The organism is Streptomyces sp. NPDC030809 (assembly GCF_055572195.1).
Genome location: NZ_JBVIDV010000042.1, coordinates 12,405 through 38,986, shown reverse-complemented (window position 1 = coordinate 38,986; position 26,582 = coordinate 12,405). Strand labels below are relative to the sequence as shown.

Genomic DNA, 26,582 nt, shown 5'->3' with positions numbered 1-26,582 from the left:
CAGGGCACCATCGTCAAGGTCGCCGTCGAGGAAGGCCAGCAGGTCGCCGAAGGCGACCTCGTCGTGGTCCTCGAAGCCATGAAGATGGAACAGCCGCTGGGCGCCCACCGCTCCGGAACCATCGTGGGACTCAACGCCGAAGTCGGCGCCTCCCTCACCTCCGGCGCCACCATCTGCGAAATCAAGGGCTGATGCCGGCCATTCGCCTGCGGAATTCTTGCACGGTCTGACAAAACCCTGACAAAGGCACTGTTGAAAACGGTCTTCGGCCCCGCGGATACTGAATTCAATTCGTGGGTCTTGAGGAGAGGGAGCAGTAATGCACAGCACGTTGATCGTGGCTCGGATGGACCCGGGTTCGAGTGTGGACGTGGCGAAACTCTTCGGAGAATTCGACGGCACGGACATGCCCCACCGCATGGGCACCCGGCGCCGCCAGCTCTTCGCCTACCGCGGCCTCTATTTCCACCTCCAGGATTTCGACGAGGACAACGGCGACCGCCTGATCCAGGAGGCCCGCCACGACGAGCGCTTCGTCCGGATCAGCGAGGACCTGAAGCCCTTCATCGAGGCGTACGACCCCGCCACCTGGCGCTCCCCGGCCGACGCCATGGCGCAGCGCTTCTACCACTGGGAGGCGTCCGCGTGACCCCCCGACGCGTGGTCATCACCGGCATCGAGGTGCTCGCCCCCGGCGGTGTCGGGGCCGGGAACTTCTGGAACCTGCTGAGTGAGGGCCGTACCGCCACCCGCGGCATCACCTTCTTCGACCCGAGCCCCTTCCGCTCCCGGGTCGCCGCCGAGATCGACTTCGACCCCCAGGAGCACGGGCTCGGCCCGCAGGAGATCCGCCGCATGGACCGGGCCGCCCAGTTCGCGGTGGTCGCCGCCCGCGGGGCGATCGCCGACAGCGGGATCGGCCTGGCGGACTACGACCCGTACCGGGTGGGCGTGACCATCGGCAGCGCCGTCGGCGCCACCATGGGCCTGGACGAGGAGTACAACGTCGTCAGCGACGGCGGCCGGCTCCACCTCGTCGACCACGAGTACGCCGTCCCGCACCTGTACAACTACCTGGTCCCCAGCTCCTTCGCCGCCGAGGTCTCCCGCGACGCCGGCGCCCAGGGCCCCAGCACCGTGGTCTCCACCGGCTGCACCTCCGGCATCGACTCCGTCGGGCACGCCGTGGACCTGATCCGCGAGGGATCCGTGGACGTGATGATCGCCGGCTCCTCGGACGCCCCGATCTCCCCGATCACCATGGCCTGCTTCGACGCGATCAAGGCGACCACCCCCCGCCACGACGACCCCGAGCACGCCTCCCGCCCCTTCGACGGCACCCGCAACGGCTTCGTACTCGGCGAGGGCGCCGCGGTGTTCGTCCTGGAGGAGCTGGAGAGCGCGAAGAAGCGGGGCGCGCACATCTACGCCGAGATCGCCGGCTACGCCACCCGCTCCAACGCGTACCACATGACCGGCCTGCGGCCCGACGGCGCCGAGATGGCCGAGGCCATCCGCTCGGCCCTCGACGAGGCCCGGATGAACCCGACCGAGATCGACTACATCAACGCGCACGGCTCCGGCACCAAGCAGAACGACCGCCACGAGACCGCCGCGTTCAAGCGCAGCCTCGGGGACCACGCGTACCGGACCCCGGTCAGCTCCATCAAGTCCATGGTGGGGCACTCGCTCGGCGCGATCGGCTCCATCGAGATCGCCGCCTCCGCGCTGGCGATGGAGCACCACGTGGTGCCGCCGACCGCCAACCTGCACACCCCGGACCCCGAGTGCGACCTCGACTACGTCCCGCTGGTCGCCCGCGAACAGCTCACCGACGCCGTGCTGACCGTCGGCAGCGGTTTCGGCGGCTTCCAGAGCGCCATGGTGCTGGCGCGACCCGAGAGGAGCATGGCATGACCACCCCGGTGGTAGTGACCGGCCTGGGCATCACCGCGCCCAACGGGCTGGGCACCAAGGACTTCTGGGCGGCGACCAAGTCCGGCAAGAACGGCATCGGCCGCGTCACCCGCTTCGACCCGAGCACGTACCCCTCCACCCTCGCGGGCGAGGTCCCCGGCTTCGACGCCGAGGCCCTGCTGCCCAGCCGGCTGCTCCCGCAGACCGACCACATGACCCGCCTCGCGCTGGTCGCCGCCGACTGGGCGCTCGCGGACGCGGGCGTGGACCCGAAGGCCCTGGCCGAGTACGACATGGGCGTCGTGACGGCCAGCTCCTCGGGCGGCTTCGAGTTCGGCCAGGGCGAGCTGCAGAAGCTGTGGGGCCAGGGCAGCCAGTACGTCAGCGCGTACCAGTCCTTCGCCTGGTTCTACGCCGTCAACAGCGGCCAGATCTCCATCCGCAACGGGCTCAAGGGCCCCAGCGGGGTCATCGTCAGCGACGAGGCCGGCGGTCTGGACGCGATCGCCCAGGGCCGCCGCCTGATCCGCAAGGGCACCCGGATGATCGTCTCCGGCGGCGTGGACGCGTCGATCTGCCCCTGGGGCTGGGTGGCGCAGCTGGCCGGCGGGCGGATGAGCGCGAGCGAGGAGCCCGCCCGCGCCTTCCTGCCCTTCGACGCCGACGCCTCCGGGTACGTGCCGGGCGAGGGCGGGGCCATCCTGATCATGGAGTCGGCCGCGTCGGCGTGCGAGCGCGGGGCCAAGGTCTACGGCGAGATAGCGGGCTACGGAGCCACCTTCGACGCGGCCCCCGAACTCGGCCGCGAGCCCGCCCTGCGCAAGGCCGTCGAACTCGCCCTCGACGATGCGGGCGTGCCTCCGGCCGAGGTGGACGTGGTCTTCGCGGACGCGGCCGGGGTCCCCGAGCTCGACCGGATCGAGGCGGAGGCCCTGGCCGCGGTCTTCGGCGCGCACGGCGTCCCGGTCACCGCCCCCAAGACGATGACCGGCCGCCTCTACTCCGGCGCGGCACCGCTGGACGTGGCGACGGCGCTGCTGTCCATCGAGGAGGGCGTGATCCCCCCCACGGTCAACGTCCACCCGTCCGAGGAACACGCCCTCGACCTGGTCGTCGACCGCCCCCGCGCGGCGGCGGTCCGCACGGCCCTGGTCGTGGCCCGCGGCTACGGCGGTTTCAACTCGGCCGTCGTCGTCCGCGCCGCGGACTGACCCCCGGGGGCCTCCGCCCCCGCACCCCGGCGCCTCGGCCCCCCAACCGGCAAATCCAGCCCGCGGCCGGCGAACCCAGCCCGCGGTCGGCGAACCCAGCCGGGGCTGGCAAGTCCAGCCCGCGGTCGGCGAACCCAGCCGGGGCCGGCAAGTCCAGCCCGCGGTCGGCAAGTCCAGCCGGGGGTCGGCAAGTCCAGCCGGTGCTGGTAAGTCCAGCCCGGCGGCCGGCGACCCCAGCCGGCGGTCGGCAAGTCCAGCCGGGGCTGGCAAGTCCAGCCCGCGGTCGGCAAGTCCAGCCCGCGGCCGGCGAACCCAGCCGGGGACCAGCAAGTCCAGCCCGCGGTCGGCGAACCCAGCCAGGGGGTCGGCGAACCCAGCCCGCGGCCGGCGAACCCAGCCGGGGGTCGGCAAGTCCAGCCCGCGGTCGGTAAATCCAGCCGGGGCTGGCGAGTCCAGCCCGGCGGCCGGCGACCCCAGTCGGCGGTCGGCAAGTCCAGCCCGCGGTCGGCGAACCCAGCCGGGGGTCGGCAAGTCCAGCCCGTCCGGCGATTGAGGACCGGGGTCCGGGGCGGAGCCCCGAAACCCGCCGCCGGGCCGCACCAGGCAGCGCAGCGGGCCCCGCCGGGGCCCGGGGCGGAGCCCCGGTTCGGGAAGGGGCGGGTCGGGGAGAGCCCCGCAGGGTCCCGGCCGCACAGCACACCCCGCACGCCCCGCCCCGTACAAGCACACCCGCACGACCACCACCGCACCCCGAGAAAGGGCCAGGCACCGTGTCCACACCCACCTTCACCCTCGACGACCTCCGCCGCATCCTCCTGGAGGGCGCCGGCGCCGACGAGGGCGTCGACCTCGACGGAGACATCCTCGACGTCGCCTTCGAGGCACTCGGCTACGAGTCCCTCGCCCTCCTGGAAACCGGCAGCCGCATCGAGCGCGAGTACGACATCACCCTCGACGAGGACCTCCTCACCGACGCCGACACCCCCCGCGCCCTGATCGCCGCGGTCAACGCCGCCCTCCCCGCACAACTCCCCAGCGCCGCCTGACGAGCGGCCCGCGGGCCGGCCGGGCGGCGCCCCCCACCCCGCCGCCCGGCCGCACCCCCGCCCCGGCCTCCCGGCCCGCCCGGTCTCCCGGCCACCCGGCCCGCACCCCCCGCCCCGGCCACCCGGCCCGCACCCCCACCCCCGCGCCCACACAAACGGAGCAGAGAACATGTCCTTGCAGGAGAAGCGCGTAGCCCTGATCACCGGCGCCACCAGCGGCATCGGCCTGGCCGCCGCCCGCGCCCTCGGCGCCTCCGGCCACAGCGTCTTCATCGGCGCCCGCAGCGCCGACAACGTCGCCGCGACCGTCAAGGAGCTCCAGGCCGAGGGCCTCGACGCCGACGGCGCCGTACTGGACGTGCGCGACTCCGCCTCCGCCGCCGCCTTCGTCCAGGCCGCCGTGGACCGCTTCGGCACCGTGGACGTCCTCGTCAACAACGCCGGCCGCTCCGGCGGCGGGGTCACCGCCGACATCGACGAGGAGCTGTGGGCGGACGTCGTCGACACCAACCTCAACAGCGTCTTCCGGCTCACCAAGGAAGTCCTCAACACCGGCGGCATGCGCCACAAGAGCCGCGGCCGCATCATCAACATCGCCTCCACCGCCGGCAAGCAGGGCGTGGTCCTCGGCGCCCCGTACTCCGCCTCCAAGCACGGGGTGGTCGGCTTCACCAAGGCCCTCGGCAACGAGCTGGCCCCCACCGGCATCACCGTCAACGCCGTCTGCCCCGGCTACGTCGAGACCCCGATGGCCCAGCGGGTCCGCGCCGGCTACGCGGCCGCGTACGACACCACCGAGGACGCCATCCTCGACAAGTTCCAGTCGAAGATCCCGCTCGGCCGCTACTCCACCCCCGAGGAGGTCGCCGGCATGGTCGCCTACCTCGCCTCCGACACCGCCGCCTCGGTCACCGCCCAGGCCATCAACGTCTGCGGCGGCCTCGGCAACTTCTGACCGCGCACCACCCCCGAGTCACCCCGAGTCACCCCGAGCCACCCCGAGTCACCCCCGCACCACCCCGGACCGCCCCGCCCCCGGCGGCACCCGCCCCACCCGCCCCACCCCCGGCCCCGACAAGGAAGGCGTCATGACCACCCGCGAGGTTGAGCACGAGATCACCATCGACGCGCCCGCACCGGACGTGTACCGGCTGCTGGCGGACGTCACCAACTGGCCGCGGATCTTCCCGCCCACGATCTTCGTGGACCGCGTGGACACCGACGGCTCCCGGGAGCGCATCCGCATCTGGGCCACCGCCAACGGGCAGCCCAAGAACTGGACCTCCCGCCGCGAGCTCGACCCCGAGGGCCTGCGCATCACCTTCCGCCAGGAGATCAGCACCAAGCCCATCGCCTCCATGGGCGGCGAGTGGATCATCGAGCCGCTCGCCGACGGCTCCTCGCGGGTGCGGCTGCTGCACGACTACCGGGCCATCGACGACGACCCGCACGACCTCCTCTGGATCGACGAGGCCGTCGACCGCAACAGCCGCTCCGAACTGGCCGCCCTCAAGGAGAACGTCGAGGCCGCGCACGCCGCCGAGGACGTCACCTTCTCCTTCGAGGACACCGTCCTCGTCCACGGCTCCGCCAAGGACGTCTACGACTTCGTCAACGAGGCCGACCGCTGGGAGGAGCGGCTGCCCCACGTCGCCACCGTCCGCCTCACCGAGGACACCCCGGGCCTCCAGACCCTGGAGATGGACACCCGCGCCAAGGACGGCTCGGTCCACACCACCAAGTCGCACCGGGTGACGTTCCCGCACCACAAGATCGCGTACAAGCAGGTCACCCTCCCGGCGCTGATGACCCTGCACACCGGCTACTGGACCTTCGAGGAGACCGACGACGGCGTCGCCGCCTCCTCCCAGCACACCGTCACCCTCAACACCGCCAACATCGCGCGCATCCTCGGCCCCGAGGCCACCGTCGCCGACGCCCGCGCGTACGTCCACCAGGCCCTGTCCACCAACAGCCGGGCCACCCTCGGCCACGCCAAGGCCTACGCAGAGGACAGGAACTGACATGACCTCCGGCCACCCGGACCGCCCGGTCACCGAGGCCCGCCGGGGCACCCGCCCGGACACCGGCACCCGCCCGGTCACCGCGCCCCCCGCCGCCACGGCCCTGCGCACCGACGTCCTGGTGGTCGGCGCCGGACCCGCCGGGCTGATGCTCGCCTGCGAGCTGCGGCTCGGCGGGGCCGGCGCGATCGTGCTCGACCAGCGCCCCGGACCCACCACCGAGTCCCGGGCCTCCACCCTCCACGCCCGCACCATGGAGATCCTCGACTCCCGCGGCCTGCTCGCCCCCCTGGGCACCCCGCCCCGCGAACCCCGCGGCCACTTCGGCGGCCTCGGCCTCGACCTCACCCTGCCCGGCTCCCACCCCGGCCAGTGGAAGGTCCCCCAGGGCCGCACCGAGGAGCTCCTCCAGGACCGGGCCGCCGCACTCGGCGCCCGCCTCCTGCGCCGCCACCAGCTGGTCTCCCTCACCGCCGGGGAGGACGAGGTCACCGCCGAGGCCCTCGGCCCCGACGGCCCCGTCCGCATCACCGCCCGCTACCTGGCCGGCTGCGACGGCGAGGACAGCACCGTACGGCGCCTGACCGGTGCCGCGTTCCCCGGCCGGGACGCCGGACGCGAACTCCTGCGCGCCGACGTCACCGGCATCGACACCCCCGACCGGCGCTTCCAGCGGCTCGGCGCGGGCCTCGCCATCTCCGCCACCCGCGAGGGCGTCACCCGCGTCATGGTCCACGCGTACGGGACCCCCGCCCGGCCCCGCACCGAGCCCCCCGCCTTCACCGAGGTCACCGAGGTCTGGCAGCAGGTCACCGGCGAGGACATCAGCCACGGCCTGCCGCTGTGGATCAACGCCTTCGGCGACACCGACCGGCAGCTCGCCCGCTACCGGCACGGCCGGATCCTCTTCGCCGGGGACGCCGCCCACCGGCAGATGCCCAGCGGCGGCCAGGCCCTCAACCTCGGCGTCCAGGACTCCTTCAACCTCGGGTGGAAGCTCGCCGCCGTCGTCACCGGCCGGGCCCCCGAGGAACTCCTCGACACCTACCACTCCGAGCGGCACGCCGTCGGCGCCGAGGTCCTCGCCAACATCCGCGCCCAGACCCACCTGCTGCTCGGCGGCCCCGAGGTGGAGCCCGCCCGGGCCGTCCTCGCCGAACTCCTCGCCCTGGAACCCGTACGCGCCCGCCTGGCGGGCACCATCAGCGGCCTCGGCATCCGCTACGAGCTCCCCGGCGCGCCCCCCCACCCCCTCGCCGGGCGCCGCCTGCCCCCCGCCGCGCTCACCCACGGCCCCGCCGGCCTCCCCGCCCCCGAGGACGGCGGCCCGCTGCGCACCCCCCACCTGCTGCGCACCGGCCGCGGCCTGCTCCTGGACCTCGGCACCGGCGCCGGACTGGGCGCCGGGCCCTGGGCCGACCGCGTGGACCGGGTCACCGCCCGCCCCGCCCCCGGCTCCCCGCTCACCCCCGGCGAGGCCCTGCTCGTCCGCCCCGACGGCTACGTGGCCTGGGCCGGGACGGGCGCCGACACCGCCGGCCTGCACCGGGCCCTGGAGCACTGGTTCGGCCCCGCCGCACCCGCAGCCGCCCCCGGCGCCCGCCCCGCCCCGGCCCCCGCAACCACCACCGCCCCCGCCACCGCAACCGCCGCCGCCCGCTGAGGCCCCGGCAGGAACGAGGAACAGAAGACATGGACGCGGACGTCATCATCGTCGGCGCCGGACCCACCGGCCTGATGCTGGCCGGGGAGCTGCGCCTGGGCGGCGCCCGGGTCGTCGTCGTGGAGAAGCTCGCCGAGCCCACCGGCCAGTCCCGCGGCCTCGGCTTCACCGCCCGCGCCCTGGAGACCTTCGACCAGCGCGGGCTCGTACCCCGCTTCGGCGCGGTCGAGACCAGCCCGATGGGCCACTTCGGCGGGGTCCAGTTCGACTACACCGTGCTGGAGGACGCCCACTTCGGGGCCCGCGGCATCCCGCAGTCCCGCACCGAGGCCGTCCTCGCCGACTGGGCGGCCGAACTCGGCGCCGATGTCCGCCGCGGCCTGGAGTTCCTCTCCCTCGACCAGGACGAGGAGGGGGTCACCGCCACCCTCGCCGGCCCCGACGGCACCCCGCAGCAGCTGCGCGCCGCCTACCTCGTGGGCACCGACGGCGGCAACAGCCGGGTCCGCAAGGCCGCCGGCTTCGCCTTCCCCGGCACCGGCGCCACCCGCGGCATGTACCTCGCCGACGTGACGAACGCCGCCGTCCGCCCCCGCTTCCTCGGCGAACGCGTCCCCGGCGGCATGGTCATGGCCGCCCCGCTCGCCCCCGGCGTCGACCGCATCATCGTCTGCGAGGACGGCGCCCCGCCCGCCGACCGCAGCGAGACCCCCGGGTTCGCCGAGGTCGCCGCCGCCTGGCAGCGCCTCACCGGCGAGGACATCTCCGGCGGCGGCGCCGACTGGGTCAGCTCCTTCAGCGACGCCACCCGGCAGGCCTCCGAGTACCGGCGCGGCCGCGTCCTGCTCGCCGGAGACGCCGCCCACATCCACCTCCCGGCCGCCGGGCAGGGCCTGAGCACCGGGGTCCAGGACGCCGCCAACCTCGGCTGGAAGCTCGCCGCCGTCATCGCGGGCTGGGCCCCCGAAGGCCTCCTCGACACCTACCACGCGGAACGGCACCCGGCCGGGCGGCGGCTGCTGACCAACACCCTCGCCCAGGGCACCGTGTTCCTCGGCGGCCAGGAGTCCGAGCCGCTGCGCACCCTCTTCGCCGAGCTGATCGCCCTCGACCCGGTCAAGCGGTACCTGGCCGGGGTCGTCAGCCACCTCGACGTGCAGTACGAGGCCCCGGCCGGCGCCCACCCCCTGACCGGCCGCCGCCTCCCGCCGCGCACCCTGGCCACCGCCGAGGGCGAGGTCCGCACCCCGGAACTGCTCCACTCCGCCCAGGGCCTCTTCCTGGACCTCACCGACGACCCCGCCCTCCGCGAGGCCGCCGCGCCCTGGAAGAACCGCGTCCACACGGTCACCCCCACCGCCCCGGCCCCGTACGACACCCCGCCCCTCCTCGTCCGCCCCGACGGCTACGTCGCCTGGGCCGGCACGTCCCCCACCGCCCTCGCCGAAGCCCTCACCACCTGGTTCGGCACCCCGTCCTGACCCCCGCCCCGCCGGACACCGCACCGGCCCCCGGCGTCCCCGCCCTTCAGCCCGTACGACTGCGGTCCCGGGGGCGCCCCCGCCCCCGACCCGTACGACTCCTGCACCGGGCGTCCCACCCCGGCCCGCAGGAACCCCGACCCGCAGGACCCCCGCCCCGCCGTCGAGCCGTCCCCAGCCGGACCGAGCCCCGGTCACCGGCGTGAACCCGCCCACATTCGAGCCGGATTCCAGCCCCCGGCGTCAAGCTGCCACCAGCCGGGGCAAATCCAGCCCCGCCGGCGTTCGAGGCGCGGGTCCGGGGCGGAGCCCCGAAAGCCCCGCCGGGTGCCGGGCCCCGCCGACGGGGCCCGCCCCCGGGCACCGGCGCGGCCGGACCCGCCCCGGCAACCGGTCCCCTGGACGCCAGGGCGCACCGGTGCGGGCCGCCCCAGGCCCCCGCCGGTACGCCCGGGCACCCACAGCCTCCCAGCGGTAGCCGGGGGGAGTCTGAGGCCCGGGGTCCGGGGCGCGAGCCCCGCACGGACCCCAGCCCCCACGCACCCGCACCGCACCGCCCCAGGAGGACCCCGTGACCCCCCGCCCCACCCACCGGACCGGCCCCCGATGAGCGCCCCCACCCTCGCGCCCACCGGCCCGGCCGGCCCGCCCCCGACCTCGCCCGGGGTCCGGCCGATCACCCTCGCCGCCGACTCCGGCATCACCCTGTCCGCGCTGATCGCCCGCCCCGCCGGCCGCCCCCGCGCGACCGTGGTCGCGGTACACGGCGGCGGCATGTCCGCCGGCTACTTCGACGGGCAGGCCCACCCCGACGTCTCCCTGCTCACCCTCGGCGCCCGCCTCGGCTACACCGTCGTCGCCGTCGACCGCCCCGGCTACGGCATCTCCGCCGCCCGCCTGCCCCGCGGCCAGAGCCTCGCCGAGCAGTCCGCGACCCTGGACGCGGCCCTCACCGGTCTCGCCGCCCGCACCGACACCGGCGCCGGGCTCTTCCTCGTCGCCCACTCCTTCGGCGGCAAACTCGCCCTCACCTACGCCGCCGACCGCGCCCGCACGGCCGCCGCCGCAGACCCCGGCGGCGTTAACGCCGTTAACACCGCCGCCGCCCCGCCCCTCCTCGGCCTCGACCTCAACGGCTGCGGCCGCGACTACGCCGTGGACCCCGGCGAGGAGCGCGACCCGCACACCCACACCCACTGGAAGCGCAACTGGGGAGCCCTCCGCTTCTACCCGCCCAACACCTTCCGCGACGCCGCCGCCCTCGTCGCCCCCATGCCCGTACGCGAACGCGCCGAGGCCAAGCGCTGGCCCGAGAGCTTCACCGCCGCCGCGGCCGCCGTCCGCGTCCCCGTCCGCCTCACCTTCGCCGAGCACGAGCACTGGTGGCGGCACGGCGAGGACGACCTCGCGGACCTCGCCGCCCTGTTCCGCGCCGCCCCCTCCGTCACCGTCCACCGGCAGCCCGAGGCGGGCCACAACATCAGCCTCGGCCTCGCCGCCCGCTCCTACCACCTGCGTGCCCTGGCGTTCCTGGAGGAGTGCCTGGCGCGCGCCGGCACCGCCGGCTGACGGCAGGGGCCCCCGTGACCACGTACCCGCGGCCGCTGCGCTCCCTCGCCGTGCGCGACTTCCGGCTGTTCGCCGCCGGCCAGACCGTCTCCGTGGCCGGCACCTGGATGGCGGTCGTCTCCCAGGACTGGCTGGTGCTCGACCTCACCGGCGACTCCGGCACCGCCCTCGGCACCCTCACCGCCCTCCAGTTCGGCCCCATGCTGCTGCTCACCCTGTACGGCGGCCGGCTCGCCGACCGCCACGACAAGCGGCACCTGCTGGTCCTCGCCAACCTGGCCTCCGGAGCCCTGGCCCTCGCCCTCGCCGTCCTCGTCCTGACCGGGGCCGTCGCACTCTGGCAGCTCCACCTCTTCGCCCTGGGCCTGGGCACCGTCAACGCCTTCGAGGTCCCGGCCCGGATGGCGTACGTCGGCGAACTCGTCGGCCCCGACCTGCTGCCCAACGCCTCCGCGCTCAGCGCCGCCTACTTCAACATCGCGCGGGTGGCGGGCCCCGCCCTCGCCGGGCTGCTCATCACCGCGGCCGGCACCGGCCCCGTGCTCGCCCTCAACGCCCTCAGCTACCTCGCCACCGTCGCCGCGCTGCGCGCCATCCGCCCCGCCGGCCCGCGCCCCGCCCCGCGCACCGGCCCGGACACCGGCATCCGCGAGGGCCTGCGGTACGTCGGCGCCCGCCGCGACCTGCTCGCCACCCTCGGACTGGTCGCCGTGACCGGCCTGTTCGGCTTCAACTTCCAGCTGACCCTGCCGCTGCTCGCCAAGACCGTCTTCCACGCCGACGCCACCGCCTTCGGCCTGCTCACCACCGCCTTCGCGGCCGGCTCCCTGGCCGCCGCCTTCGCCACCACCGGCCGCCGCGGCCGGCCCGCCGCCCGTACCGTCACCCTCTCCGCCCTCGCCTTCGGCGCCCTGGAGACGGCCGCGGCCGGGGCCCCGGGCTACGGCAGCGCGGCCCTGCTCCTCGCCCTGACCGGTTTCGCCGCGATCTACTTCGCGCAGGCCGCCAACCACCGCATCCAGCTCGGCACCGACCCCCGGCTGCGCGGCCGCGTGATGGCCCTCTACACGCTGATCCTGCAGGGCCTCACCCCGCTCGGCGCCCTCTTCACCGGCTGGCTGTCCGCCCGCCACGGCGCCCGCGCCGGCCTCGCCGCCGGCGGCCTGGCCACCCTGGCCGCCGCCCTCCCGCTCCTCCTCCCGGTGCTGCTCGCGGCACCCCTGCGCAGGCGCCGCCGCCCCGCCGCGGCCCCGGCGCCCCCCGTTCCCTCCTCGTCCCTTCCGCCCGCACCCCCGGCACCCGGCCAAGGCGGCCGGCTCCCCGGCGGCGCGGGCCGGCCCGCATCCGACGAAAGGCAGCGACAGCCATGACCGACCGCACCCCGCACCGCACCGCCTCCGTCCCGGCGTACCGCCCCGCCCCCGTCCCGGAGTACAGCCCCGGCCCGGGTACGACGTACAGCGCGGCGCTCGGCACGCCGTACGGCCACCGCACCGCCCCGGGATACCGCCCGGGCCCGGGTACGACGTACAGCACCGCCCCCGCCGCCGACGGGCAGCGGACGGCGGGCGGCCCCGGCGCGGACCCCGGCACCCTCGGCCACCTGCCCGAGGCCGCCGACCTGCGCAGCATGAGCCCGCAGCTGCGCACCGCGACCCTCACGCACTGCCTGCGGCTGCACCTGGACCGGCTGCTCCAGGTGCCGCCGGGCCACCGCACCGGCCTGCGGCTGCCGCTGCGCGCCCAGGGGCTGCACCTGCTCAACGCCGAGAGCCTGGTCCGCGGCATCCGCCGGGACCTGGGGGTGGCGCTGACCGCCCAGGAGGTCCTCGACGGCACCCTCCCGGAGCTGGCCGCCCGCCTCGCCGAGCAGCTCGGCCCGGCCGCCGCCCCCGGAGCCGCCGCCTGACCCCGGAGCCCCGAGCGCCCGCCGCGCTCCCCGGCCCCGCCCCCGCCCCCGCACCGGCAGTCCCGCCGCCCCGCCCGCCCCACCGCCACCCATCCGACAGGAGACCCGCACATGCCGCCCGCGACCGCCGAGGCCGTGCTCGCCGAACGCCTCACCGAACTCCAGGCCCGCAAGGACGAGGCCCGCCGGGGCCCGGACCCCCGGGCCACCGAACGCCAGCACGCCAAGGGCAAGCTCACCGCCCACGAGCGCATCGCCCTGCTCCTCGACAAGGGCAGCTTCTCCGAGGTGGAATCCCTGCGCCGGCACCGGGCCACCGGCTTCGGCCTGGAGGACAAGAAGCCCTACGGCGACGGCGTGGTCACCGGCTGGGGCACGGTGGAGGGCCGCACGGTCTTCGTCTACGCCCACGACTTCCGCGTCTTCGGCGGAGCGCTGGGCGAGGCCCACGCCACGAAGATCCACAAGATCATGGACATGGCCATCGCGGCCGGTGCCCCGCTGGTCTCCCTGAACGACGGCGCCGGCGCCCGCATCCAGGAGGGCGTCTCCGCGCTCGCCGGGTACGGCGGCATCTTCCAGCGCAACACCAAGGCCTCCGGGGTCATCCCGCAGATCTCGGTCATGCTCGGCCCCTGCGCCGGCGGCGCCGCGTACTCCCCGGCCCTGACCGACTTCGTCTTCATGGTCCGCGACATCTCGCAGATGTTCATCACCGGCCCGGACGTGGTCCGCGCGGTGACCGGCGAGGAGATCTCCCAGAACGGCCTCGGCGGCGCCGACGTGCACACCGGCACCTCCGGCGCGGCGCACTTCGTCTACGACGACGAGGAGACCTGCCTGGCCGAGGTCCGCTACCTGCTCTCCCTGCTGCCCTCCAACAACCGCGAACTGCCGCCCGCCGCCCGCACCGGCGACCCCGTGGACCGCCCCGGCGACGCCCTCCTCGACCTGGTGCCCGCCGACGGCAACCGCTCGTACGACATCCGCGCCGTCATCGAGGAGCTCGTCGACGACGCCGAGTTCATGGAGGTGCACGCGGCCTGGGCGCAGAACCTCGTCGTGGGCCTCGGCCGCATCGACGGCCACACCGTCGGCCTCGTCGCCAACCAGCCGAACTCCATGGCCGGGGTCCTCGACATCCGGGCGAGCGAGAAGGGCGCGCGGTTCGTGCAGTTCTGCGACGCCTTCAACATCCCGCTGGTCACCCTCGTGGACGTGCCCGGCTTCCTGCCCGGCGTGGACCAGGAGCACGAGGGCATCATCCGGCGCGGCGCCAAGCTGCTGTACGCGTACTGCAACGCCACCGTCCCCCGGGTCTCGGTGGTGCTGCGCAAGGCCTACGGCGGCGCGTACATCGTCATGGACTCCCGCTCCATCGGCGCCGACATCGCACTGGCCTGGCCCACCAACGAGATCGCCGTGATGGGCGCGGAGGGCGCGGCCAACGTGGTCTTCCGCCGCGAGATCGCCGCCGCCGAGGACCCGGACGCGATGCGCCGGGAGAAGATCGACCAGTACCGGCGGGAGCTCGTCCACCCGTACTACGCCGCCGAACGCGGCCTGGTCGACGACGTCATCGACCCCGTGCAGACCCGCGAGGTGCTCGCCCGCTCCCTGGCCATGCTCGCCGCCAAGCACGCCGACCTGCCCCGCCGCAAGCACGGCAACCCGCCCCAGTGACCCGTACGCCCGCAGCCGCCGCCCCGTCCGCCGGCCCCGCCCGAGGAGGAACGCACGTGAACGCCAAGCCCGAGAACACCGCCGCCCCCCAGGACCTGCTGCGCGTCCTCAAGGGGGACCCGTCCCCGGAGGAGCTCGCCGCCCTCACCGCGGTCCTGCTCGCCCGCGGGGCCGCACCCGGCGCGGCCCCCGACGACCTCGCCCGCCGCCACCTGGCGGTGGCCCGCTGGCGCCGGCCCGACCGGGTCGCGGGCTTCGACGGCCCCCGCACCTGGCGCTCCGCGGCCTGACGGCCCGGCTGCCTGCACCGCGCCACCCCCGTACCAACCCACGCCCGAGGGGCCGGACTTCACAGAAGTCCGGCCCCTCGGGGGTTTCCGCCGCGGCCCGGCACCGCGGCGCGCCGCCTCAGGCGGCCGCCGCCTCGTCCGGGCCGTCCCGCTCCCGCTGCCCGGCCTGGTCGCGGAGCACCGTGTACAGCCCGGGCTCCACCCCGGCGATCCGCTCCGCGGCCTCCCGGGCGTACAGCAGGGTGTCGGGCACCGCCCGCATCACGATGCGCCGGTCCCCGGAGCCGAGCACCGCCACCGCCGCCACGTGCCCGGCGCACAGCGGCAGATTGCCCACGACCCAGCCCCCGGGCCGCCGCCCGGTGCCGTACTCGCCCAGGTAGTCCAGGTCCGCGCCCCGGGCCAGCCCGGTGCCCAGACCCTTCAGGTAGGCCTCCTTGCGGGCCCACAGCCGCCCGAAGGCGACGGTCTGCTCCGGGCCGTGCAGGGCCTCCAGCTCCGCCCGCTCCGCCGGATGCAGCGCCGGCAGGCAGGCCGCGGCGGTCGCCGGGTCCGGGATCCGCTGCACGTCGGCGCCGACCCGGGTGCGGGCCACCGCCACGAGCGCCAGCCCGTGGCTGTGCGAGAGCGAGAACTGCGGGGCGCCCGGCACCCCCAGCACCCGCGGCCGGCCGTTGCGGCCGCCCGCGCCGTCGTGCCGTTCGCCCGTGATGCACAGCAGGTGCGGGGCGATGCCGGTGTAGACGGCCAGGACCCGGCGCAGGCCGACGTGCGCGGCCGTGTACATCCGCCGGTCCGAGGACCGGCGGTAGGCGTCGGCCCGCTGCCGCTCCTTGTCGTCGAGCTCGCCCACCGGCACGTCGCGCGGGGACTCGGGCGGCGGCAGGAGCCATACGTCCAGCTCCCCGTCGGCGACGGAGAGCGTGCCCGCCACCGCCATCAGCGGCCGCTCGCGGGCCCGCCGACGGAGCCGGCGGACTCCCGGGACGGGGCGGCGGCCCCGGCGCCGGCTCTCGCGGAGTCCGCCGCGTACGCGGCCTCCACGTTCTCCTTCAGGGCCGCCAGCGCGTCCTGCGCATCGCGCGCGACCCGTACGGCGAGGGCGTCCGCCATCGCCGGATCGGCGCCGGCCGCCCGGAACTCGTGCAGCAGCCGCACCCGCGCGCCGCCCGGGCCGAGCGGCTCGGCCAGCCAGGCGCCGCCCAGGTAGGCCACCGGCGGTTCGCTCTCCAACTCCTCGAAGTTGACGCGCAGTTGCTCGTCCTGGACGATCCTGCGCAGCCCCCGGACCCGCAGTCCGCCGTCCTCGGCGGCCTCCTCGATCCGCAGTCGCTGCTCGCCCTCGGGCGCCGCCTCCAGGGTGACCCCGACCGTGCCGGGGAAGGTGCGCGGCCAGTTCTCCACCTCGGCGATCATCCGGTGGACGGTGTCCGCCGGAACCGCCACGGTGATCTCGTGCGCCGTCCGGCGCAGGCCCGCTTGGCTCATGTTCGTACTCCTCGTGCTGGGAAGGGCGCGGAAAACGGAAATGCCGCCGCCGGGTGGGGGATCCCGGCAGCGGCACTTCCGGCGGGCAGGCGGCCGCCGTGGGGGGTGACGGCCGGACCGTGGGGGTCCGGGCCGGCCGTCCGCGGCCGCGGTCAGGCGCGCGTTGCCCGTGTCCGTACGCGGTCCCGGGCGGGGTCCGGCCGCCGCACAGCCGGCCGGACCCCCGCCCGGGACCGCAGGTCACTCGCCCGCGGAACGGGTGTGGACCACGCGGTAGGTGTTCCCGTCCGTCCAGGTCGACAGGGCCGCGACCTGCGCGTCCACCTTCTGGCGGGCCGGGGTCCGCTCCGACTCCGGCACGGCGCGGAAGGCGTCGTACGCCTCCTTGGAGTCCCACTGCGAGTAGACGACGACGAACTTGCCCTCGATGCCGCGGGCGCGCAGGCCGCGCAGCACCGTGTGGGTGCGGTAGCCGTCGACGTCGGCCAGCCACTCCGAGTCGGTGCCCAGCGCGTCGACCAGCTGCTCCTGCTCCTCCTCGGAGACGCCGAACAGCTCGATGGACGTGTAGTCGTCGCGGTCCGGGGAGATCTCGGTGACCTGCTCCAGGCCCGGCTTCTGCTGGGTGAAGGCGATCTCGTTCTGCAGCAGGCGGATCGAGGTGGTGATCTCGCCGAACAGCGGCAGCGTGCGGTGCTTGAACTCCTCGCCCTCGTAGCGCTTCTCCAGGTCCTCGGTGCTGCGCCACTGGATGAAGTTGGCCGTGCCCGGCTTGTCCTGGCCCGCATGCACCGTGCTGGAGATCCAGCCCTCGTACGCCGCGGAGTCGACGATCTCGCGCATCGCGGCAAGCAGCTTGACCTGCTTCTCGGGAGCGTCGGTCGAGAACAGGTTGAGAACAGTCAGGTGCTGACCGTCGGCTGCAATCTTAGGCATTCTCTCTTCTCTTCCGTTCGGGGAAATGGTGTGCGGATGGAGTCCGTTTGTTCCCACGGCAGCATGACAAGGGGAAAGCGCCCGTGAAAAGGCCCGGCCGGTCAGAAAAGCACCCCGGTTTGTCAGGTTTCCGGTCCGCCTTCCAGATGTTCTGCAACTTCGTCAGGTCTTCGAAAAGCGGCCTTGGTTGACCATGGAATCCGGTGGGATGCTCGCGCAATGCATTCAGGCCGGGAAACTTCCGACATAAGCAGTCTGCTGGACCGCTACCTCATCGGACTCGACGACGACCGCATCGACGACGCATGGGCGGCCGCCCTGTTCACGTCCGACGCCCGCATCGAGTTCCCGATGAGCGCCCACAAGGGCCTCGAAGGCCTCGCCGCCTACCACCGCGAGGCGCTCGCGGCCTTCGCCGCCACCCAGCACCTGGGGTCGCCCGCCCTCGTCGAGCGCACCGGCGAGGACACCGCCCGGCTGCGCGCCAACCTCGTGTCCACGCACGTGCACCACCCCGGCAGCGGCGCCTCCCGGCCGCTGTTCACCGCCGGCACCCTGGCGACCGGCGAGGCCCGCCGCACCCCCGGCGGCTGGCGCCTCGCCTCGCTGTCCTTCCGGGTGCTGTGGACCGACGGAACCCCGCCCGCACCCCAGCAGGAGACGCCGTGACCACCCTTGCCGCCGGCGTGCCGGAGTCCACCCTCGCGATGCTCCTCCTGGACATCGCCGTGATCCTGCTCGCGGGGGCCGCCCTGGGCCGGCTCGCGCAGCGCATGCGCCAGCCCGCCGTGGTGGGCGAGATCGCCGCCGGGATCCTGCTCGGCCCCAGCGTGCTGGGCCTGCTGCCCGGGGACCTCACCGCCCGGCTGTTCCCCGCCGAGGTGCGCCCGCTGCTGTCCGCGGTCTCCCAGGTCGGCCTGATCCTCTTCATGTTCGTGGTGGGCTGGGAGTTCGAGAAGCGGACCGTCCGGCGGCACGCCGGGCTCGCCGCCGGGGTCTCCCTGTCCTCGATCGCGCTGGCCTTCGGCCTGGGCGTGGCGCTGGCCCCGTTCCTCTACCCCGACCACGCCACCGTGGCCGGCCACGCGATCTCGTTCACGGCCTTCGCCACCTTCCTCGGCACCGCCATGTCGGTCACCGCCTTCCCGGTGCTGGCCCGCATCCTCACCGAGAACAAGCTGCTCGACACCCGCGTCGGCGCCCTGTCCCTCGGCGCCGCCGCCATCGACGACCTGCTCGCCTGGTGCCTGCTGGCCTACGTGTCCGCCCTGGTCAGCTCCGACGGGGACCTCGGCAGCCTGGGCCGCATCGGCGCGCTGAGCGTCGCGTTCGTGGCGTTCACGTTCCTCGTGGTCAAGCCGCTGGTGGCCCGCCTGGTGTGGCGCTGGGCCGCCACCGAGCGCTGGTCGGCCCTGCTCGCCGTGCTGTGCGCCGGCGCGCTCGGCTCGGCCGTGCTGACCACCTGGATCGGCATCCACGCCATCTTCGGCGCGTTCCTCTTCGGCTTCGTGATGCCCCGCGAGCCGGCCCGGGTCCTGGCCCAGCACCTGCGCAAGCCCATGGACAACGTGAGCGTGGTCCTGCTGCCCGTCTTCTTCATCGTCACCGGCCTCGGCGTGGACCTCGGCGCCCTGGACGGCCCGGACGTCCTGGCCCTCGTCCTCATCGTCGCCGTCGCCTGCGCGGGCAAGCTGGCCGGCGCCATCATCCCGGCCCGGATGGCCGGCTTCTCCTGGCGCGAGGCCCGCGACCTGGGCCTGCTGATGAACACCCGCGGCCTGACCGAGCTGATCATCCTGAACGCGGCCGTCAGCCTCGGGGTCCTGGACGGCCGCATGTTCACCATGCTCGTGGTGATGGCCCTGGTCACGACGGCGATGGCGGGCCCCCTGCTGTCCCGCCGCACCCGCACCGCCGGCGCCCACCCGGCCGCCGCGGATCCCGCCCGGTCCGCGGAGACGGCGCAGACCCCGGGGTCCGCGCACCCCGACCAGCCCGCCGAGGCCCTCAGCTCACGCCCCTGAACCCCGGCCGCCGGGCCCGTACGGGCTCCCGTACGAGCCTCGCACGCGCCCCGCAGCCCGCACCCGACGCACCGCCCACCCGAGAAAGGTCCTGACGTGATCCCCGTCCAGTCCGCCGGCACCGAGCGCCGGTCCCCGGTCGACGCACGCGCGCTGCGCGACGTGTGCGGCAACTTCGCCACCGGCGTCACCGTCATCACCTCCGGAGGCGAGGAGGACGCCGCCGGGACCACGGTGAACTCCTTCACGTCGGTCTCGCTGGAGCCGCCGCTCGTCCTCATATGCCTGCACAACGACAGCCGGCTGCTGCCCGTCGTGCAGTCGAGCGGCGGCTTCGTCGTCAACTTCCTCACCCAGCAGCAGGAGCGGCTGGCCTGGGCCTTCGCCGGCCGGAAGTCCGCCCGCATCGAGGAGGTCCCGCACCACCGCTCCGAGGCCGGACTGCCCGTCCTCAGCGAGGCGCTGGCCTTCCTCGACTGCCGGCTGATCAACGAGTACGACGGCGGGGACCACACCATCCTGCTCGGCGAGGTGGCCGAACTCGGCGCCCAGGACGCCGAGACGGACCCCCTCATCTTCTTCCAGGGCGCCATGCGCGAACTGGAGGACCGGGGAGCGGCGGCCGCATGAACCGGCTCAGCCCTCGCCCGCGTCGAACTCCCGCCGCGCCTGCTCCACCCGCGGCAGGTTGTCGGCCGACCAGTCCGCCAGGTGTGCGAAGAGCGGGGCCAGGCTCCGGCCCAGCCCGCTGATCTCGTACTCCACCCGCGGCGGCACCTCGGGGTGGTACGTGCGGATCACCAGCCCGTCGCGCTCCAGCTGCCGCAGCCGCTGCGTCAGCACCTTCGCCGTGATGGTGCCGATGTTGCGGTGCAGCTCGACGAAGCGCTGCACACCGAACTCGTTGAGCGTCCACAGGATCGGCGTCGTCCACCGGCTGAAGACGATGTCGAGCACCGGGGCGATCGGACAGGCCTGCTCCGACGACACCCGGGCGGCGTGGGCGGCGGCACCGGCCGTGCTGCTGTTCATGCAAACCCTCCAGGAAGTCACTTTCCTCTAGGTACCTACTTTATCCAGGGTGCTAGCTTCCTGAAAGCCACCAACGTCCCCCGTAATCCGTTCCGTTCCGAGGAGTGGCATGTCCATCCAAGAGTCCCTGCGCACGCCCGTGCAGGAGCCGCCCACCGCAGCCGGGCCCGCCCACCGCCCCGGGCTCATCCTTGCGTTCCTCTGCCTGGCCGGCTTCATGACCTTCCTCGACGTCTCCATCGTCAACGTGGCCCTGCCGACCATCGAGGACGAACTCCACATCTCCCAGACGGCCCTGCAGTACGTCGTCACCACGTACGGCATGCTCCTCGGCGGATTCCTCCTCCTCACCGGCCGGCTCGCCGACACCCTCGGCCGCCGCCGGATGCTCCAGACCGGCCTGGTCCTCTTCGCCCTGTCCTCCCTGGCCGCCGGCCTCGCGCAGAACGCCGCCATGCTCATCGGCGCCCGCGGCGCACAGGGCCTGGGCGCCGCCTTCATCGCCACCGCCGCGCTGAGCCTGCTCACCAACAACTTCGAGGAGGGCCCGGCCCGCAACAAGGCGCTCGGCGCCTGGGGCGCCCTCAGCGGAGTCGCCGCCGTCGCCGGAGTCACCCTCGGCGGCCTCCTCACCGACGGCCCCGGCTGGCGCTGGATCTTCTTCCTCAACGTGCCCATCGGCATCATCGGCGCCCTGGTCGCCCCGATGATCGTCGGCGAGAGCAAGGCCGCCGAGCGCACCCGCAGCTTCGACGTCGCAGGCGCCGTCGTCCTCACCGCCGGCCTGATCCTCCTCATCTTCACCCTCGGCCAGACCGTCGACGACTCCGACGTCCCGATGGGCCGCATCTACGGCGGGTTCGCCCTCTCCGCCCTCCTGATCATCGGCTTCCTGCTCATCGAGCGCCGCGCCAAGGCCCCGCTGATCCCCCTCGGCATCTTCCGCCGGCCCTCCCTGCGCGCCGCCAACGCCATCGCCGTCCTGCTGCTCGGCACCTGCGTCAGCCTGTTCTTCTTCGCCAGCCTCTTCATGCAGCAGGTCCTCGACTACTCCGCCGTCACCACCGGCCTCGCGTACGTCCCGCTCGCCCTGACCACCGCCGTCGGCGCCGGCATCGCCTCCCAGGTCGTCACCAAGGTCGCCGCCAAGCCCGTCCTGATGGTCGGCCTGGCCCTGGTCTCCACCGGCATGCTGCTGCTGTGGCGGGCCCCCTCGGACGCCTCGTACCTGATCGACCTGCTGCCCGCCTTCGTCATCTGCGGCCTCGGCCTCGGCGCCTCCTTCGTCCCGCTCCAGGTCTCCGCCTTCGCCGGCTCCGAGGAGCACGAGTCGGGCCTGGCCGCCGGCCTCATCAACACCGCCCAGGAAGTCGGCGGAGCCGTCGGCCTCGCCGTCGCCGCCACCTTCGCCTTCCGCCGCATCCCCGAGCTGGAGGCCGCCGCCCACGGCGTCCCCGAGCTGGTCACCGAGGCCCGCACCACCGTCTTCCACGACGCGTTCCTCATCAGCGCCGGATTCGCCGCCGCCGGCCTCCTCGTCACCCTGGTCCTCCTCCCGCTCACCCGCGCCGCCGACCAGAAGACCAACGTGCCCGCCCACTGAGCGGGCCGTCGAACCGCCGGGCCGGGTGGCGCCCCCGCGGCCCACCCGGCCCGGCCCCACGAGAACGGACCCACCCCATGGCCCAGCCGGCCACCACACCGCGCCTGACCGCCGAGGCGGAGGCCTTCCTCGCCGAGAACCACCTGTGCACCTTCACCACCCTGCGCCCCGACGGCAGCCCGCACACCGCCCCGGTCCGCTTCACCTGGGACGGGGACAGCGGCCTGGCCCGGGTCATGACCACCGTGCACCGCCGCAAGTCCCGCAACCTCATCGCCAGTCCCGGGGCCCGGGTGTCCGTCTGCCAGATGGCCGGCTGGCGCTGGATCACCCTGGAGGGCACCGCCACCGTCTCCACCGACCCGGCCCGCATCGCCGAGGGCGTACGCCGCTACACCCGGCGCTACTGGGCCCCGCCGCCGCAGCCGCCGGGCCTGGCCGTCGTCGAGATCCGCGTCGACCGGGTCCTCGGCAACTGACCGCCCCCGCCCCACCGGAGGGTGCCCGGCTCCCCGCCGAGGCACCCTCCAGCCGTTTCCCGGAACACCCCCTGACACACCTGCAGGAGACCTGACGAACTTGTCAGAACCCTGTATCGGAGGCCGTTCAGCTTCCCGCGCCCCCTCGGAATACTGGAGAAAACGCCAGCGGGAGAGGGAAGATGGAACGCATTGACGCCGATGTGATTGTTGCCGGAGCAGGCCCCTCGGGACTGATGCTCGCAGGGGAACTCCGGCTCTCCGGACTTTCCGTCATCGTCCTCGACCGGCTCACCGAGCCCATGCAGCAGTCCCGGGCCCTGGGATTCTCGGCCCGCACCATCGAGGAATTCGGACAGCGCGGACTGCTGGCGGAATTCGGCGAACTGGACACCATTCCCGGTGGCCACTTCGGCGGAATCCCGATCGACTACCGCATCATCGAGGGCGGCAACTTCGGGGTCCGCGGCGTCCCCCAGTCCCGCACCGAGGCCATCCTGCACGCCTGGGCCGACCGCCTCGGCGCCGACATACGCCGCGGCCACGAGCTCACCGGCCTCACCGACGAGGGCGAGACCGTCGAGGTCGAGGTCAGCGGCCCCGAGGGCACCCGGCGGCTGCGCGCCTCCTACCTCGTCGGCTGCGACGGCGCCCGCTCCACCGTCCGCCGCCTCGCCGGCATCGACTTCCCCGGGGTCAACGCCACCATCGAGATGCAGATGGCCGACGTCACCGGCGTCCCGCTGCGCATCCGCCCCACCGGCGAGGTCGGCGAGGCCGGCATGGTCGTCGTCCTCCCGCTCGGCCCGCACGCCACCCGCGTGGTCGTCTTCGAGCGCGGCGCCGGCGTACGGCCCACCCAGGAGCCCCCCACCTTCGAAGAGGTCGCCGCCTCCTTCCAGCGGGTCACCGGCGAGGACATCAGCGCCGCCACCCCGCTGTGGACCAGCTACTTCACCGACGCCAGCCGGCACGCCTCCGAGTACCGCAAGGGCCGGGTCTTCCTCGCCGGCGACGCCGCCCACATCCACCTGCCCATCGGCGCCCAGGGCATCAGCGCCGGCGTCGGCGACGTGGTCAACCTCGGCTGGAAGCTCGCCGCCGCCGTCAAGGGCCACGCCCCCGAGGGCCTGCTCGACACCTACCACGCCGAACGCCACCCGGTCGGCGCCCGCATCGTCGCCAACACCCTGGTGCAGCGCTCCCTCTACCTCGGCGGCCCCGAGATGCAGCCGCTGCGCGAGATCTTCGCCGAACTCGTGCAGATCGAAGAGGTCCAGCGCCACCTCGTCGGCCTGGTCACCGGCCTCGACATCACCTACGGCCACGCCCCCGGCGACCACCCGCTGCTCGGCCGCCGCCTGCCCGACCAGGAGCTCATCCTCGGCGAGGAGAAGACCAGCACCTACGAGCAGCTGCACCGCGGCCGCCCGCTCCTGCTCGACCTGCACGACAACGCCGAGCTGCGCGCCGCCGCCGCCGGCTGGGCCGACCGCGTGGACATCGTCACCGCCCGCCCCGGCGGCGCCGACGCCCCCGCCGCGAGCCTGCTCGTCCGCCCCGACGGCTACGTGGCCTGGGCCGCCGCCGACGGCACCCCGGAGGGCCTGACCGAGGCCTTGGCCACCTGGTTCGGCGCCCCGCGGACCGCGGCCTGAGCCCGCCCGCCCGCGCCGAACCGAGCAACCCCGTGTCCCACAGGAAAGCCCGAGCGAAGAGGAGTGCGGTCTTGACCGCCAAGGCTGAGGAAACGAAGACGGCCACCCCGGCCGAAGAGTGGAACGACTGCGACGTCGTCATCCTGGGATCGGGCCTCGCCGGCTCGATCACCGGCGCGATCCTGGCCCGCCAGGGCGCCAAGGTCGTCCTCATCGACGCCGGCCAGCACCCGCGCTTCGCCGTCGGCGAGTCGCAGAACCCGCAGCTGGTCGAATGGCTGCACATCCTCGCGGTCCGCTACGACGTCCCCGAGATCAAGCACATGCTCGACGTCAAGGCGATCACCGAGAACATCGGCCCCCAGCACGGCCGCAAGCAGAGCTTCGGCTTCGTCACGCACCGCAAGAACCGCGAGCCGGACCCGCGCGAAGCCACCATGTTCGTGATCCCCAAGATGCTGACCGAGGCCATCCACCTCTACCGGCAGGACACGGACTCGTACTACCTGAGCGTCGCCGCCAAGTACGGCTGCGAACTCCGCCAGAACTGGCGCGCCACCGACCTCGACTTCGACGACGACGGGGTCACCGTCACCGGCCACACCGGCGAGGTCTTCCGCGGCAAGTTCCTCATCGACGCCAGCGGCTTCCGCTCCCCCCTCGCCGAGAAGTTCGACCTCCGCGAGAACCCGCCCCGGCACAAGCACCACGCGCGCTCCCTCTTCACGCACTACGTCGGCATCAAGCCGTACGACGACGTGTGCAACTACCCCGAGGCCCTGCGCCCGCCGGCCGAGTCCCCGTTCCACGGCGGCACCCTGCACCACCTCATCGAGCGCGGCTGGTTCTGGATCATCCCGTTCGACAACTACAAGGACTCCAAGAACCCCCTGTGCAGCGTGGGGCTCACCTTCGACGAGCGGCTCTACCCCAAGCCGGCGGACATGACCCCGGAGGAGGAGTTCAACAAGTACCTCGACATGTACCCGGCGGTGAAGCGCCAGTTCGAGGGCGCCAAGCGGGTCCGCGAATGGGTCTCCACCGACCGCATCCAGTACTCCTCCAAGCGCACCGTCGGCGACCGCTGGTGCCTGATGTCCCACGCGGCCGGCTTCATCGACCCGCTCTACTCCCGCGGCCTGTCGAACACCTTCGAGGTCGTCGACGCCCTCGCCTGGCGGGTCCTCGACGCCCTGCGCGACAACAGGTTCCAGGCCGAGCGCTTCGAGTACGTGGAGCGCCTGGAGCAGGGCCTGCTGGAGCACAACGACAAGATCGTCAACGCCTCGTACATCGCGTTCGACCACTTCCGCCTCTGGAACGCCGTCTTCCGCGTCTGGGCCTGCTTCACCACCCCGGCCACCATGCGCCAGATCATGGCCCGCCAGAACTTCGCCCTCGACGGCGACGACCGCCACTTCAAGAACATGGAGAACGCCCCGTACACCGGCCTGTGGTGGCCGGACAGCCACGCCTTCAAGGAGCTGTTCGAAACCACCGTCGCCACCTGCGAGGCGTACGAGGCGGGCGAGATCGACGGCGACAAGGCCGCGGACATCGTCTTCGAGGCCATCCGCAACTGCGAGTCGGTCAACACCCCCTTCGGCTGGAAGGACCCGGAAGACCACCGCTTCTTCCGCGCCACCACCCCCACGATGATGAAGTTCATGTGGTGGGCCAGCACGAACGGCCCCAAGGAAATGCGAGACCTGGGCCGCTCCATGCTGAAGGGCGTAGTCCGCCAGGGCCTCCGCGGCCGCAAGGTCTCCTGACCCCCTCCGCCCCCTCCCGGTAGGCCCCACCCCCTCCTGGCGGGGGCCGCCCCCTCCTGGCGAGGACCGGCACCTCTTGGCGGGGACAACCCCCTCCCGGCGGGAACCGGCCCCCCGGCCGGGACCGGAACCCCTCAGCGTGGACCCGAACCCTCCAGCCGAGGCCGGCCAATCCCAGCCTCGCCGGCGTTTGAGGCGCGGGGTCCGGGGCGGAGCCCCGAAGCCTGGGGCTCCGCTCCGCTCTCCGTCCGGCGACATGGCGCCCCGACGCGGGCGCCACCTTCCGGCCGGGGGCGGCCAATCTCAGCCTCGCCGGCGTTTGAGGCGCGGGGTCCGGGGCGGAGCCCCGAAGCCTGGGACCCGGCTCCGCTCTCGTCCGGCGACATGGCACCCCGACGCGGGCGCCACCTTCCGGCCGGGGGCGGCCAATCCCAGCCTCGCCGGCGTTTGAGGCGCGGGGCCCGGGGCGGAGCCCCGAAACCCGGGACCCGGCTCCGCTCCCCGTCCGGTGAGACGGCACCCCGACACGGGCGCCACCCTCCGCCCGCGGGCCGCACCCTGAACCACGAGCGACAGATCCAACCGCGAGCGGCAGCCCCAGCCGCAAGCGGCAGCTCCAGCCGTGAGGCGCACCCTCCGGCCGAGGCGGGGCCCATCCCAGCCTCGCCGGCGTTTGAGGCGCGGGGTCCGGGGCGGAGCCCCGAAACCCGGGACCCCGCCCCGCCCCCCGTCCGCTCCGCACGACGACCCGGTTCGGAGGGGACCAACCCGGACGCCACAACCCAGCGAGCTGGGCA

At 74.1% G+C, this 26,582-nt stretch carries 25 protein-coding genes; 21 read left to right on the top strand and 4 right to left on the bottom strand.

Annotation, left to right across the window (positions count from 1 at the left end; genetic code table 11):
- From ACZ407_RS34340 to ACZ407_RS34275, 14 genes are all read left to right on the top strand, one after another.
- The coding region (locus tag ACZ407_RS34340) for an acyl-CoA carboxylase biotin carboxyl carrier protein subunit (protein WP_468135360.1) at positions 1-192 on the top strand (192 nt) is incomplete at its 5' end.
- 127 nt (positions 193-319) lie between these two features.
- Positions 320-649 (top strand): TcmI family type II polyketide cyclase, encoded by a 330-nt coding sequence (locus ACZ407_RS34335; RefSeq protein WP_468135358.1) that lies wholly within the window; start codon positions 320-322, stop codon positions 647-649.
- Positions 646-1,917, top strand: coding sequence for a beta-ketoacyl-[acyl-carrier-protein] synthase family protein (locus tag ACZ407_RS34330; protein ID WP_468135356.1), 1,272 nt, complete (start codon positions 646-648; stop codon positions 1,915-1,917). The genes ACZ407_RS34335 and ACZ407_RS34330 overlap by 4 nt, the downstream gene beginning before the upstream one ends.
- Complete coding sequence (locus ACZ407_RS34325; protein ID WP_468135354.1) at positions 1,914-3,128, top strand: ketosynthase chain-length factor; 1,215 nt, start codon at positions 1,914-1,916, stop codon at positions 3,126-3,128. Before ACZ407_RS34330 ends, ACZ407_RS34325 begins: the two co-directional genes overlap by 4 nt.
- A 770-nt stretch (positions 3,129-3,898) precedes the next feature.
- Complete coding sequence (locus ACZ407_RS34320) at positions 3,899-4,174, top strand: acyl carrier protein (protein WP_468135352.1); 276 nt, start codon at positions 3,899-3,901, stop codon at positions 4,172-4,174.
- Positions 4,175-4,343: 169 nt separating this feature from the next.
- A complete protein-coding gene (locus ACZ407_RS34315) occupies positions 4,344-5,129 on the top strand; it encodes an SDR family NAD(P)-dependent oxidoreductase (protein WP_468135350.1) in 786 nt (261 codons plus the stop codon).
- A gap of 133 nt (positions 5,130-5,262) precedes the next feature.
- Positions 5,263-6,198, top strand: a complete 936-nt coding sequence (locus ACZ407_RS34310; protein WP_468135348.1) for an aromatase/cyclase — start codon at positions 5,263-5,265, stop codon at positions 6,196-6,198.
- 1 nt (position 6,199) lies between these two features.
- Positions 6,200-7,861, top strand: a complete 1,662-nt coding sequence (locus ACZ407_RS34305; RefSeq protein WP_468135346.1) for an FAD-dependent monooxygenase — start codon at positions 6,200-6,202, stop codon at positions 7,859-7,861.
- Between the two features lie 29 nt (positions 7,862-7,890).
- Positions 7,891-9,342 (top strand): FAD-dependent monooxygenase, encoded by a 1,452-nt coding sequence (locus ACZ407_RS34300; RefSeq protein WP_468135344.1) that lies wholly within the window; start codon positions 7,891-7,893, stop codon positions 9,340-9,342.
- A gap of 606 nt (positions 9,343-9,948) precedes the next feature.
- Positions 9,949-10,911: an alpha/beta hydrolase gene (locus ACZ407_RS34295; protein WP_468135342.1), complete on the top strand. Its 963-nt coding sequence runs from the start codon at positions 9,949-9,951 to the stop codon at positions 10,909-10,911.
- A gap of 14 nt (positions 10,912-10,925) precedes the next feature.
- Positions 10,926-12,281 carry an MFS transporter gene (locus ACZ407_RS34290; protein ID WP_468135340.1) on the top strand — a complete coding sequence of 452 codons (1,356 nt, stop codon included), beginning with the start codon at positions 10,926-10,928 and terminating at the stop codon, positions 12,279-12,281.
- Positions 12,278-12,820, top strand: coding sequence for a hypothetical protein (locus ACZ407_RS34285; RefSeq protein WP_468135339.1), 543 nt, complete (start codon positions 12,278-12,280; stop codon positions 12,818-12,820). The genes ACZ407_RS34290 and ACZ407_RS34285 overlap by 4 nt, the downstream gene beginning before the upstream one ends.
- Positions 12,821-12,931: 111 nt before the next feature.
- Complete coding sequence (locus ACZ407_RS34280; protein WP_468135337.1) at positions 12,932-14,503, top strand: acyl-CoA carboxylase subunit beta; 1,572 nt, start codon at positions 12,932-12,934, stop codon at positions 14,501-14,503.
- A 56-nt stretch (positions 14,504-14,559) separates the two neighbouring features.
- Complete coding sequence (locus ACZ407_RS34275) at positions 14,560-14,793, top strand: acyl-CoA carboxylase epsilon subunit (protein ID WP_468135335.1); 234 nt, start codon at positions 14,560-14,562, stop codon at positions 14,791-14,793.
- A gap of 118 nt (positions 14,794-14,911) precedes the next feature.
- Here ACZ407_RS34275 and ACZ407_RS34270 read toward each other — a convergent pair whose 3' ends face one another.
- The 3 genes from ACZ407_RS34270 to ACZ407_RS34260 form a co-directional block, all read right to left on the bottom strand.
- Entirely contained in the window at positions 14,912-15,733 is an 822-nt protein-coding gene (locus ACZ407_RS34270; RefSeq protein ID WP_468135333.1) for a 4'-phosphopantetheinyl transferase family protein, read from the bottom strand.
- Positions 15,733-16,281, bottom strand: a complete 549-nt coding sequence (locus ACZ407_RS34265) for an aromatase/cyclase (RefSeq protein WP_468135331.1) — start codon at positions 16,279-16,281, stop codon at positions 15,733-15,735. Before ACZ407_RS34265 ends, ACZ407_RS34270 begins: the two co-directional genes overlap by 1 nt.
- A gap of 240 nt (positions 16,282-16,521) precedes the next feature.
- Entirely contained in the window at positions 16,522-17,217 is a 696-nt protein-coding gene (locus ACZ407_RS34260) for an antibiotic biosynthesis monooxygenase family protein (protein WP_468135329.1), read from the bottom strand.
- A gap of 219 nt (positions 17,218-17,436) precedes the next feature.
- Between ACZ407_RS34260 and ACZ407_RS34255 the strand changes: the two genes are divergently transcribed.
- The 3 genes from ACZ407_RS34255 to ACZ407_RS34245 all read left to right on the top strand — a co-directional run bounded on the left by ACZ407_RS34255 (position 17,437) and on the right by ACZ407_RS34245 (position 19,871).
- The gene (locus ACZ407_RS34255; protein ID WP_468135327.1) at positions 17,437-17,886 is read left to right on the top strand and encodes a nuclear transport factor 2 family protein; all 450 of its coding nucleotides are present in this window, start codon (positions 17,437-17,439) and stop codon (positions 17,884-17,886) included.
- Positions 17,883-19,241, top strand: coding sequence for a cation:proton antiporter domain-containing protein (locus ACZ407_RS34250; protein ID WP_468135325.1), 1,359 nt, complete (start codon positions 17,883-17,885; stop codon positions 19,239-19,241). The genes ACZ407_RS34255 and ACZ407_RS34250 overlap by 4 nt, the downstream gene beginning before the upstream one ends.
- A gap of 96 nt (positions 19,242-19,337) precedes the next feature.
- Positions 19,338-19,871, top strand: a complete 534-nt coding sequence (locus ACZ407_RS34245; protein ID WP_468135323.1) for a flavin reductase family protein — start codon at positions 19,338-19,340, stop codon at positions 19,869-19,871.
- 6 nt (positions 19,872-19,877) lie between these two features.
- Here ACZ407_RS34245 and ACZ407_RS34240 read toward each other — a convergent pair whose 3' ends face one another.
- A complete protein-coding gene (locus ACZ407_RS34240) occupies positions 19,878-20,273 on the bottom strand; it encodes a winged helix-turn-helix transcriptional regulator (RefSeq protein ID WP_468135321.1) in 396 nt (131 codons plus the stop codon).
- Between the two features lie 109 nt (positions 20,274-20,382).
- Here ACZ407_RS34240 and ACZ407_RS34235 point away from each other — a divergent pair, with 109 nt between their 5' ends.
- The 4 genes from ACZ407_RS34235 to ACZ407_RS34220 all read left to right on the top strand — a co-directional run bounded on the left by ACZ407_RS34235 (position 20,383) and on the right by ACZ407_RS34220 (position 25,785).
- On the top strand, positions 20,383-21,876 hold the full coding sequence (locus tag ACZ407_RS34235) for an MFS transporter (protein ID WP_468135319.1): 1,494 nt from the start codon (positions 20,383-20,385) through the stop codon (positions 21,874-21,876).
- A 77-nt stretch (positions 21,877-21,953) separates the two neighbouring features.
- Positions 21,954-22,355 (top strand): pyridoxamine 5'-phosphate oxidase family protein, encoded by a 402-nt coding sequence (locus tag ACZ407_RS34230; RefSeq protein ID WP_468135317.1) that lies wholly within the window; start codon positions 21,954-21,956, stop codon positions 22,353-22,355.
- Between the two features lie 182 nt (positions 22,356-22,537).
- Positions 22,538-24,013, top strand: coding sequence for an FAD-dependent monooxygenase (locus tag ACZ407_RS34225; RefSeq protein ID WP_468135315.1), 1,476 nt, complete (start codon positions 22,538-22,540; stop codon positions 24,011-24,013).
- A gap of 71 nt (positions 24,014-24,084) precedes the next feature.
- Positions 24,085-25,785: an NAD(P)/FAD-dependent oxidoreductase gene (locus tag ACZ407_RS34220; protein WP_468135313.1), complete on the top strand. Its 1,701-nt coding sequence runs from the start codon at positions 24,085-24,087 to the stop codon at positions 25,783-25,785.
- Positions 25,786-26,582: the final 797 nt, after the last annotated feature.

What these genes read in the sequence shown, in the direction of transcription:
- ACZ407_RS34230 (WP_468135317.1), top strand. Translation starts at nt 21,954, where the DNA reads ATGGCCCAGCCGGCCACCACACCGCGCCTGACCGCCGAGGCGGAGGCC.
- ACZ407_RS34305 (WP_468135346.1), top strand. Translation starts at nt 6,200, where the DNA reads ATGACCTCCGGCCACCCGGACCGCCCGGTCACCGAGGCCCGCCGGGGC.
- ACZ407_RS34255 (WP_468135327.1), top strand. Translation starts at nt 17,437, where the DNA reads ATGCATTCAGGCCGGGAAACTTCCGACATAAGCAGTCTGCTGGACCGC.
- ACZ407_RS34315 (WP_468135350.1), top strand. Translation starts at nt 4,344, where the DNA reads ATGTCCTTGCAGGAGAAGCGCGTAGCCCTGATCACCGGCGCCACCAGC.
- ACZ407_RS34295 (WP_468135342.1), top strand. Translation starts at nt 9,949, where the DNA reads ATGAGCGCCCCCACCCTCGCGCCCACCGGCCCGGCCGGCCCGCCCCCG.
- ACZ407_RS34235 (WP_468135319.1), top strand. Translation starts at nt 20,383, where the DNA reads ATGTCCATCCAAGAGTCCCTGCGCACGCCCGTGCAGGAGCCGCCCACC.
- ACZ407_RS34270 (WP_468135333.1), bottom strand. Translation starts at nt 15,733, where the DNA reads ATGGCGGTGGCGGGCACGCTCTCCGTCGCCGACGGGGAGCTGGACGTA.
- ACZ407_RS34285 (WP_468135339.1), top strand. Translation starts at nt 12,278, where the DNA reads ATGACCGACCGCACCCCGCACCGCACCGCCTCCGTCCCGGCGTACCGC.
- ACZ407_RS34225 (WP_468135315.1), top strand. Translation starts at nt 22,538, where the DNA reads ATGGAACGCATTGACGCCGATGTGATTGTTGCCGGAGCAGGCCCCTCG.
- ACZ407_RS34325 (WP_468135354.1), top strand. Translation starts at nt 1,914, where the DNA reads ATGACCACCCCGGTGGTAGTGACCGGCCTGGGCATCACCGCGCCCAAC.
- ACZ407_RS34260 (WP_468135329.1), bottom strand. Translation starts at nt 17,217, where the DNA reads ATGCCTAAGATTGCAGCCGACGGTCAGCACCTGACTGTTCTCAACCTG.
- ACZ407_RS34335 (WP_468135358.1), top strand. Translation starts at nt 320, where the DNA reads ATGCACAGCACGTTGATCGTGGCTCGGATGGACCCGGGTTCGAGTGTG.
- ACZ407_RS34310 (WP_468135348.1), top strand. Translation starts at nt 5,263, where the DNA reads ATGACCACCCGCGAGGTTGAGCACGAGATCACCATCGACGCGCCCGCA.
- ACZ407_RS34240 (WP_468135321.1), bottom strand. Translation starts at nt 20,273, where the DNA reads ATGAACAGCAGCACGGCCGGTGCCGCCGCCCACGCCGCCCGGGTGTCG.
- ACZ407_RS34300 (WP_468135344.1), top strand. Translation starts at nt 7,891, where the DNA reads ATGGACGCGGACGTCATCATCGTCGGCGCCGGACCCACCGGCCTGATG.
- ACZ407_RS34265 (WP_468135331.1), bottom strand. Translation starts at nt 16,281, where the DNA reads ATGAGCCAAGCGGGCCTGCGCCGGACGGCGCACGAGATCACCGTGGCG.
- ACZ407_RS34280 (WP_468135337.1), top strand. Translation starts at nt 12,932, where the DNA reads ATGCCGCCCGCGACCGCCGAGGCCGTGCTCGCCGAACGCCTCACCGAA.